At 39.8% G+C, this 10,268-nt stretch carries 7 protein-coding genes; 1 reads left to right on the top strand and 6 read right to left on the bottom strand.

Going from position 1 to position 10,268, the window contains the following annotated elements; genetic code table 11:
* Positions 1 to 168 precede the first annotated feature (168 nt).
* The 6 genes from H5072_RS04515 to queA form a co-directional block, all read right to left on the bottom strand.
* Positions 169 to 1,956, bottom strand: a complete 1,788-nt coding sequence (locus H5072_RS04515) for a GGDEF domain-containing protein (protein ID WP_182692839.1) — start codon at positions 1,954 to 1,956, stop codon at positions 169 to 171.
* Positions 1,957 to 2,085: 129 nt separating this feature from the next.
* Positions 2,086 to 3,033 carry a protein translocase subunit SecF gene (secF, locus tag H5072_RS04510; protein ID WP_182682574.1) on the bottom strand — a complete coding sequence of 316 codons (948 nt, stop codon included), beginning with the start codon at positions 3,031 to 3,033 and terminating at the stop codon, positions 2,086 to 2,088.
* A gap of 9 nt (positions 3,034 to 3,042) precedes the next feature.
* A complete protein-coding gene (secD, locus tag H5072_RS04505; protein ID WP_182692838.1) occupies positions 3,043 to 4,902 on the bottom strand; it encodes a protein translocase subunit SecD in 1,860 nt (619 codons plus the stop codon).
* A 19-nt stretch (positions 4,903 to 4,921) separates the two neighbouring features.
* On the bottom strand, positions 4,922 to 5,257 hold the full coding sequence (yajC, locus tag H5072_RS04500; RefSeq protein WP_002957830.1) for a preprotein translocase subunit YajC: 336 nt from the start codon (positions 5,255 to 5,257) through the stop codon (positions 4,922 to 4,924).
* 25 nt (positions 5,258 to 5,282) lie between these two features.
* A complete protein-coding gene (gene tgt, locus H5072_RS04495) occupies positions 5,283 to 6,410 on the bottom strand; it encodes a tRNA guanosine(34) transglycosylase Tgt (protein ID WP_002957831.1) in 1,128 nt (375 codons plus the stop codon).
* A gap of 183 nt (positions 6,411 to 6,593) precedes the next feature.
* Entirely contained in the window at positions 6,594 to 7,625 is a 1,032-nt protein-coding gene (queA, locus tag H5072_RS04490; protein WP_182692837.1) for a tRNA preQ1(34) S-adenosylmethionine ribosyltransferase-isomerase QueA, read from the bottom strand.
* Positions 7,626 to 7,811: 186 nt separating this feature from the next.
* Here queA and H5072_RS04485 point away from each other — a divergent pair.
* A partial coding sequence (locus tag H5072_RS04485) for a GGDEF domain-containing protein (protein ID WP_182692836.1) occupies positions 7,812 to 10,268 on the top strand: 2,457 nt, incomplete at its 3' end.

Raw genomic sequence — 10,268 nt, 5'->3', positions numbered from 1 at the left:
AGTGCACGTACCAGTAGCTCACTTAAGTACTCTTCTCGTGCGTTTTGAGTATCTTGCTTTTGGGCTACATTAATTATTTGCTCTTGCGCCATAAGTGCAAAACTTGCAAGCAGACCAAGTACACTGGTCGAGATTTTTATTGGCAACATAATAATTACCTATTTTTATTTAAATTACCTGCTTATTGCTTGCTAGGCGCACCACTGCGGGCGCAGGCCCTTTACGTTTGCAAATAAACAAATAACTATGGCGATAACGTTTGGCTTCTTTTTTAGCATCAGTTGCGAGTGCTGCAACTTGGTGACTGTTTTTACATTGTTGTAAATCAGGCTCAACTAAGCCAATCGATAACGTTAGTAGCGGCACAAATTGCTTTTCTCCTTCACGATTTGTGGCCCAATACCCTTCGCTCTTTATGTGCTCAGGTGTAAAAAATATACGAGACTGGAGTTGAAATTGCTCAATAATGGTATTACATATATCAACCGCGTTGTGCTGATCAAACACCACCATAAAGTCATCGCCACCTATATGTCCTACAAAGTTAGCACTATTTTTACACGCTTGCACTGTTACATCAGCTAATAGTTTAATTACACTGTCGCCGCTAGCGTAGCCGTATAAGTCATTAAATTGCTTAAAATGATTTAAGTCTATATACGCGAGTGAAAACGGATTACTAGCTTTTAATCGCTGCTCTATAGCTTCATTAATTGCCACATTACCAGGGAGCATAGTCAGTGGATTAGCGTGTTGTGCATGGCGTATTTTTTCTTCGGTTATGTGTTTTAAAATATCGCGAAGCGGCGCTAAACCTAAATAAGCGTTTTCTCTGGTTATCACTATATGGCGGCGTATATCAAAGTCTTGCTCAGTTATTTGTTTACTTACGGTATCGAGTAATTGGTTTTCGTCAACGACTAAGGGCTGCTTATCCATCAGTGCAGTAACGGGGCGTTTATCGTAAAGAGCATGCCCATAGGGCGCTGCAAAAACTTCTGTTAATTGATCTCTGTGAAGTAACCCTACTGGCTGGTTTTCAGTATTTAACACTGCAATGCTTATGAGTGATTTATCTTGCTCAAAGAGCTTATGCGCATCTTTACAGCGAGTGTCGCTGCTTATTGCAGGTTGCGTAACCGATAAGCGACCTATGGCCATAGATTGATCAAACAATGTGTTTGATTGCGTAAATGAAAGAGCTTTTAGTTGCTCTGAGCTGAAATCTTCACTTGGCTTTATGCTTGGCTTTTCGAGTAAAAACCCTTGTACATTACTAATGCCTAAGTTTTCTACAAATGTAAGCTCTTCTGGACGCTCGATGCCTTCAGCAATAACCTGAGTATTAGTAGCTCTGGCCAAAATAGTAATAGATTTCAAAAACTCTTTTTTAACTTCGCTTTCATCACAATGATCAATAAAATAGCGGTCAATTTTTACAAAATCAGGGCATAGTTCAGACCATTGCTTTAACCCTGAATACCCAGCGCCTAAATCATCTATTGCTATAGTAAAACCGAGCTCTCGGTAATGGGCTATCGTTTTTAATAACAAGAAGCCATCATCTACTTTTTCTTGCTCAGTAACCTCTATAACTACACGGTTAGCAGCTAAGCCAAATTGCTCTATTAGGTGCAATGTTTCCCCTTTAGGGTGGCAAGGGTCTAGTAGTGTTTTAGGGCTTACATTTAAAAATAATTTACCTTGTAGCTTAAGCCTTACAAAGTTTTCAATCGCTTTAGAGCGACATAGTAATTCAAGCTCCGAAATTAAACATTCCTCATGGGCAACTTTAAATAACGTATTAGGCATTTCTAACGGGCTATTTTTAGGTCCTCGACTAAGTGCTTCGTAACCTAAAATAACTTGATTACTAATATCAAAAATAGGCTGAAACAGCGTTGTTATTTCACCGCTTTTTAAAATGTACTCTAATACTTTGCGCTGAATCGTCACGTATTTGCCTTACAACTATTTTGATTGGAGCAATAAAGTACCAAGTGTGTATGACATTTTTATTGCGCAAAAAAATGCGCTCATAAAAAAACCGCTCATAAGAGCGGTTTTTATTAAGTACAAATCTAGTTACGGCATAGCGTCTTGGTCTGCGCCTTCTTTTTCAATTACTTCTGGTATTAAATCTTCTTTGCTTACGCCCATTGCTATAGCAACAGAGCTTGCAACATAAATCGAAGAATAAGTACCAATAAACACACCAAACAGTAATGCAGTTGCAAAACCATGAATGGTTTGTCCACCCCATGTAAACAAGGCAATCAATACTAAAATAGTCGTGATTGATGTTACAAGTGTACGGTTAAGTGTTTGCGTAAGTGAAATATCAATAATTTCTATCGTATCGTCAATGCGTACCTTACGGAAGTTTTCACGTATACGGTCTGATACAACAATCGTATCATTGAGTGAATAACCAATTACCGCAAGAATTGCCGCTAATATAGTTAAATCAAACTCTAAACCTAATACCGAAAATAAACCCACAGTAATGATAACATCGTGTAGTAGTGCACCTACCGCACCTACTGCAAAGCGCCATTCAAAACGAAACGCAACGTAGATTAAGATACAAATAAGCGCAGTTAACATGGCAAGGCCACCCTGCTCTTTTAAGTCTTCACCTACACTTGGGCCTACAAATTCAATACGGCGCATTACTACGCTGTCGTCTGCTTTTTTAAGTGCATCGATTACTTGGTTACCAATTACTTCAGCTTTTACATCGCTACCGCGTGGTGCTAAGCGAACTAAAATTTCTTGGCTTGAACCAAATAGCTGCACTGATGCATCAGCAAAACCATTATCAGCTAGTGCATCACGTACTTTTTTAAGGTCAGCCGGTTGTGAAAAACCCACTTCTACCGCAGTACCGCCGGTAAAATCTAAACCAAAGTTTAGGCCTTTGATAAAAATTGATGCAAACGACGCTAAAATTAGTAGCGTCGAGAAACCCATAGCCACTTTTCGAAGAGACATGAAACGAAGGGTTCTACTACCCAAACTTAAAATTTGCATGTCTGCTCCTTAAATCGAAAGTTTATCAATGCGTTTACCACCAACAAATAAGTTGATTACCGCACGGGTACCAACGATGGCTGTAAACATTGAAGTTAAAATACCAATCGCAAGTGTCACTGCAAAGCCCGCAATCGGACCAGTGCCCACTGCAAACAGTATAATGGCAGCAATTAGTGTCGTGATGTTGGCATCAAATATAGTGCTAAATGCGCTATCGTAACCAAAATGAATCGCTTGTTGAGGGCTACGGCCATCGGCCAGCTCTTCACGAATACGTTCAAAAATAAGTACGTTAGCATCAACCGCCATACCTACCGTTAATACAATACCGGCAATACCTGGTAGCGTAAGTGTAGCGCCCGGAATTAAAGACATAACACCTACAATTAGTACTAAGTTAGCCGCAAGCGCAAGGTTTGCAACCATACCAAAACCTTTGTAGTACACAAGCATAAACACAAGTACAAACGCAAAGCCAAGTGCAACCGCAGTCATACCCGCTTCAATATTTTCTTGTCCTAAGCTTGGACCTACTGTGCGCTCTTCAACAATTTGAATTGGCGCTACAAGTGCACCAGCACGAAGTAGTAAGCTTAAGTTATGTGCTTCTGCTGGGTTATCAATGCCGGTAATACGGAACGAGCGATCAAGACGGGCTTGAATCGTTGCTACGTTAATAACTTCTTCAACCTTAATAGGCGGAAGCGCTTTACCGTTTGCATCTTTTTTACCTGATGGCTTGTACTCAATAAATACCGTTGCCATACGCTTACCAATAGCACGCTTGGTAAAGGCATTCATTTTTGCCCCACCTTTGCTATCTAACGTAATACTTACTTGCGGACGTTGGTATTCATCAGCGCCAGATTGCGCGCCCGTAATATGGCTGCCCTCTAAAATAATACGCTTTTTAAGTACAACAGGGTAACCGTCGCGGCTCATGATCATTTCAGTACCCGCTGGGATACGACCTTGGGCAGCAGCGCTAATATCTGCGTTTTCGTCTACTTCACGAAATTCAAGTGTTGCTGTCGCGCCTAAAATTTCTTTAGCACGTGCAGTATCTTGAATGCCTGGTAGTTGAACAATAATACGCTCAGCGCCTTGGCGTTGTACGTTAGGCTCTGCAACACCAATTTGGTTGATACGGTTACGAATAATCGTTTCATTTTGCTTGATAGCGTAGTCACGAATTTCTTTGAGTTTTTGCTCACTCATTGTCGCAAAAAATGCTTTATCGTTACTGCTGTCATCAATGTAGACATTTAGCGGGTAGCGAGTTTCTAAGAAACTCTCTGCAGCATTTTTGTCTTCTTCGGTACGCATTTCTACACGCATACGATCGGAGCCTGCTACGCGGCGAACACTACGATAACGTAGTTTTTCTTCGCGCAGGTCACTGCGAAAATCTTGTTCCATTTGCTCAAGCTGGTTATCAACCGCTGTTGCCATGTCGATTTCCATGGTGAAATGTACGCCACCACTTAAATCAAGACCTAGCTTCATAGGGTTACCACCGACCGCTTTTAACCAAGCTGGTTGAGCAGGTGCCATATTAATAGCAGAAATGTAATCATCGCTCAGCGAATCACGTAGTAAGTCATGCGCTTTAAGTTGCTCTTCAACATTTTTTAAACGAACTAAAATTTGTCCATCTTCAAGTATTGTCGATTTAGCGGTTACATTATTTGTTTTAAGGATTGCGTTTACTTTGTCTACAACACTGAGATCGACATCAGCGCCTTTAGCACCTGAAACTTGTATGGCCGGATCGCGACCATACAAGTTTGGAGAGGCATATAAAAGGCCAATGGCTACCACAGCTAAAACAAGTAAATACTTCCAAACTGGAAACTTGTTTAACACGGGGTCGTCCTTATTATTTTTATAGCGACTTCATTGTGCCTTTTGGCAATACTGCAGATACTGCAGATTTTTGTACTGTAACTTCTGCTTGCTCGTTTAAAGAGATAACGATGAAATCTTTCTCTTCAGAAATTTTCACAATTTTACCCACTAAACCGCCTTGGGTAAGTACTTCATCACCTTTAGCCATCATACTCATTAAGCTTTTGTGCTCTTTAACGCGCTTAGCTTGTGGGCGGTAGATTAAAAAGTAAAAAACCAAACCGAAAATAGCTAACATTATTAGCATTTCCCAACCACCGCCTGCCGCAGGTTGACCAGCTGCTGCGTGTGCATTTGAAATAAATAAACTCATGATACTTCCTCTTTAATTTTAAAGTTTAATTTTTTATATCTGCTAACTCTGGCACATCTTGGCCTCGGCGAGCATAAAAATCTTGTACAAATTCTTCTAATTTACCTTCGCTAATTGCATTACGTAAACCTTCCATAACACGTTGATAGTAACGTAAGTTATGAATTGTGTTTAGTCGCGCACCTAAAATTTCGTTACATTTATCAAGGTGATGCAAATAAGCTCGTGAATAGTTTTTACACGTATGGCAATCACACTCAGGGTCAAGTGGCCCTGTATCTGTTTTATGCACTGCGTTACGTATTTTTACTACACCCGTGGTAATAAATAAATGGCCGTTACGCGCATTACGTGTTGGCATAACACAGTCAAACATATCAATACCACGGCGAACCGACTCAACTAAGTCTTCTGGCTTGCCTACACCCATAAGGTAACGAGGCTTGTCTTCTGGCATTTTAAACGCACAATGATCAAGGATATTCATCATTTCGTTTTTAGGCTCACCTACTGATAGGCCACCTAATGCATAACCGTCAAAACCAATTTCTTCAAGGCCAGCTTGTGATTGTGCACGTAATTCTGGGTACATACCACCTTGGATAATACCAAATAAAGCAGATGGATTATCGCCATGCCCTTCTTTTGAGCGCTTAGCCCAACGAAGAGATAACTCCATAGAATCTTTAGCTTCTTTTTCAGTTGCTGGGTATGGCGTACACTCGTCAAAAATCATAACGATGTCTGAGCCTAAGTCGCGCTGTACTTCCATCGACTTTTCAGGCGACATCATAATTTCATCACCATTTACTGGAGATTGAAATAAAACGCCTTCTTCAGTAATTTTACGCATTGCGCCTAAGCTAAATACTTGAAAACCGCCTGAGTCAGTTAAAATTGGGAAGTCCCAATTCATAAAGTCGTGTAAATCACCATGTTGTTTAATGATCTCAGTACCTGGGCGAAGCATTAAATGAAAGGTATTACCTAAACATATTTGCGCACCAGTGGCTTTAACTTCATCTGGCGTCATACCTTTTACAGTACCGTAAGTACCAACAGGCATAAAAGCAGGTGTTTCTATTACACCACGGTCAAAAATTAAGCGGCCGCGGCGCGCTTTTCCGTCAGTACAATCTAATTCAAATTTCATATCATCCTCAATGTCGGAAAAACAGTCCAACAAGCTATAATTTAACCGCCTGATTCTACCCTTTTTGCCTCACTAATACTATTAGCTGCGATAAATTCAGTTTTGCCAATTGCCGCAAACAAAAACCCCAGCAACTAAGCTGGGGGTTTTAATATATTCTACTGAGTATTAAACAATATTTTGTTACTTTCGTGTTAAAAACATGGCGTCGCCATAACTAAAAAAGCGGTACTGCTGCTCTATTGCAGTATTGTAAGCGCCCATAATATTGTCTTGGCCGCTAAATGCGCTGACTAACATTATAAGCGTTGATTCTGGTAAGTGAAAATTTGTGACCATGGCATCAACAACATTAAATTGATAACCCGGAAAAATAAATATATCGGTATCACCAAAATACGTATCTAACTTGCCGCCGTGAACTTTAGCAGCCGACTCTAATGAGCGAACTGAAGTTGTGCCTACCGCAATTACACGCCCACCATTTGCTTTAGTTTGCGCAACAGCTGCAACTACGTCATCAGGTACTTCTATGTACTCTGAGTGCATTACATGCTCATCAACACTATCAACTCGTACCGGCTGAAAAGTACCAGCACCAACGTGTAGCGTAACAAAAGCCATGTTTACACCTTTATCCTTCAGTGCTGTCATTAATTTATCGTCAAAATGTAGACCTGCAGTTGGTGCTGCAACTGCACCTGGTTTTTCTCCATAAACAGTTTGATAACGCTCACGGTCAGCATCGGTATCAGGCCGGTCAATATAAGGAGGCAGTGGCATATGGCCAATATCATTAAGTATATCTAGCACGTTTTGGCTATGATCGAACTCAAGCTCAAATAAAGTATCGTGGCGTGCAACCATTATTGCCTTGGCTTTGCCTTCTAAAATAACTTCGTTACCGACCTTAAGCGACTTACTTGCCCGTACATGCGCAAGTACGCGATGCTCATCTAATACCCGCTCTACAAGTACTTCAACTTTTCCGCCTGAAGCTTTTTGACCAAACATACGTGCTGGAATAACGCGTGTATTGTTAAAGACCAATAAATCGCCTTCGATTACTAAATCAAGTATATCGCTAAACACTTTATGTTCTAAAGTTCCGCTTGGGCCATCTAAAGTGAGTAGACGGCTGCTGGTTCTGTCCGCTTTAGGAAAACGAGCTATTAATTCATCAGGTAAGTCAAAGCTAAAGTCAGCCACGCGCATAATTAGTAATCCACATCATTTAAAATCGCGCCAAGTGTATATGTATCGGATATTAAGCTCAAGAAATCAGCCAAACTTATAATGTCTGTTTGCGTGTTTGCCATTAAATTCTCTTGTTCTTATGGTTAAATGTCACTATTCTTATTCGGCTAAATTATTATAAGTTATATTAGGGGTGTTCAACTCGTGCCAAACCAGCTTAAATTGCTAATATTAAACGCAAGTAGTGCTGAACGTCGCGCGATTAAGGGCACTTTAGAAAGCTTAAATGTATTTACCTTTATTGATGCGCAAGATAGCCAACAAGCTTTAAAGCTTTTAAAACAACACCCTGTTGATATTATAATAACGGGCATTAATGTTGGTAAAATTGATGGCTGGCGCTTTTCTAGGATGATCCGCTCAGGGTTACTAAAAACACCAAAAAACACACCAATTTTACTTATTCCGCCAATTTACTGTGAGCGGATTGCCGAAACAACAGCCCGAAGCTATGGGATAGATGCTGTACTACCGTTTGAGCACAAAGATATGCTCCCTCAAGTACTTGCGAATGTTTTATCTACTCACTTAGAAAAAAGTAGCCGGCTAAACTTATTATTATTAGAGCCACTTCAAAATACGGCCGACAAAATAAGTGAACAGTTAAAGTTAAACTTTGCTATCACTCACGTAACTTCAGCTAAAGCGGCACTTAACGCTTATAACCAACAGCAGTTTTCAATTGTGCTACTCGATGCCACTACATCAAGTGCAGAGAGCTCGAGTGTACTCGTTGAAGAAATCCTCCAGCACAATTCTAAACAAGCTATTGTTACAATTATAGAAAGTGACGATGCCGATTACGCTGAGCAGCTTTTGCTTTCGGGTGTTACCGACTTTATTAGAGCCCCTTACGATCCTTCATTTTTAAACAAAGTGTGTGACCACGCCGCACGACGTGAAGATTTTATGGTGAGTTATGCTGAATTTGCTTACAAAGTAGAACAATTAAGCGTGAGCGAAGTGCGTTACAAAGAGTTATTTTCAGCTCATCAGCGTATTTTATTGCACTTAAATACAGTTGTTTTAGAGCTCGATCAGCAAGGTAATATTCGTTTTATTAACCCCGCATGGGAAACATTAAGCGGTTTTGGTGTTAAATCATCACTACAAAACCCATTAAGCGCTTATTGTAATAACGAAGATAAAGGAAGGCTTGACTACACTATTAACGATATTTTACATGGTGGCGAGCAACAGCAACAAATAGAAGTAAAGTTAACCCACAAAAATGGCAATTTAATTTGGGTTGAATGCAGATTGCAGCTAATAAAAAATAGTCGTAACAACGCGACTATAACCGCAACTATCGACAATATACATGAACGAAAGCAAGCTGAGATTCAACTACGTCATTTAGCACACCATGACCCATTAACTGGTTTGCATAATCGTTATTATTTTGATCAACAGCTTAATAAAATATGCCAGGATAAATACACCTATGATGGCATTGAGCATGCTGTTATTTATATTGACCTCGATCACTTTAAAATAATAAACGACAGTAAAGGCCATCATCAGGGCGATATAGTTTTAAAAGAAGTGGCGCAATTATTTAAAGCAAATATTGGCGACGATCACCTGGTATGCAGAATTGGTGGGGATGAATTTGCAGTCATACTTACCAATATGAATTTACTGGATGCACACCTTATTGCAGAAGGTGTGTGTAGTGCGATAGAAAAACATGCTTTTAAATCAGAAGATCAGATATACACTATTAGCTGCTCTATTGGTTTAACTCAAATCACGACACAAAATAATGACCCTAATGAGTGTTTAAAACAAGCCGATATTGCTTTGTATATTGCCAAAAACCTAGGGCGTAACTTAGTACATTGCTATTCAAAAGAAGATGCTCAAAACAATACACTACAAACAGGGCTTGAATGGGGCCACGAAATTCGCCAAGCACTACAGCAAGATAATATTGAACTACATTACCAACCTATTTGGGATTTTAAAGAGTGTAAAGTTGCTTATTTTGAAGCGCTTTTACGCTTAAAACTAAAAGGTGAACTCGTATACCCAAATCAGTTTATTCCCTCTTTAGAAATGCTTAACGACACATTTTTGATGGATCAATGCGTTGTACGTAATGCTATTGCTTGTGTATCTAAGCACCCAGAGTTAAACCAAGTTGCTATTAATTTGTCAGCACAATCGTTCTTAGATGAACGCTTATTGCCATTAATTGAATCAAACCTTGAAAAGTATAACGTGCCTGCTTCGCGGATAATTTTTGAAATAACTGAATCTGCGAGTATCAATAACCTAAAGGCCACTCGTAAAATGATTGAGAAGCTTAATAGCTTAGGCTGTCATTTTTCTATCGATGATTTTGGAACTGGATTTAGTACATTTAATTATTTAAAACAGCTACCAGCACAGCATGTGAAAATTGACGGCTCATTTGTAAGTGATATGCTCAATGACCCTATAGATTTAGCGTTAGTAAAAGCAATAAATGATATTAGTCGGTCTCTCGATAAGCGCTCTGTAGCTGAGTACGTTGAAAACGAAGAGATATTTTTTGCACTAAAAGAAATTGGTGTTGATTATGGGCAAGGCTACTTTATTGCACGCCCAATACCTGTT

Source organism: Pseudoalteromonas sp. SR45-5, from assembly GCF_014163565.1.
In the GTDB taxonomy this organism is placed as follows: Bacteria; Pseudomonadota; Gammaproteobacteria; order Enterobacterales; family Alteromonadaceae; genus Pseudoalteromonas; species Pseudoalteromonas distincta.
The sequence above is the reverse complement of the archived record's forward strand: the minus strand, read 5'-3'. Positions and strand labels throughout refer to the sequence as shown.

Excerpts from the sequence above, each read along its gene's own strand:
- yajC (WP_002957830.1), bottom strand. The coding sequence starts at position 5,257 with ATGAGTTTATTTATTTCAAATGCACACGCAGCAGCTGGTCAACCTGCG.
- queA (WP_182692837.1), bottom strand. The coding sequence starts at position 7,625 with ATGCGCGTGGCTGACTTTAGCTTTGACTTACCTGATGAATTAATAGCT.
- tgt (WP_002957831.1), bottom strand. The coding sequence starts at position 6,410 with ATGAAATTTGAATTAGATTGTACTGACGGAAAAGCGCGCCGCGGCCGC.
- secF (WP_182682574.1), bottom strand. The coding sequence starts at position 3,033 with ATGCAAATTTTAAGTTTGGGTAGTAGAACCCTTCGTTTCATGTCTCTT.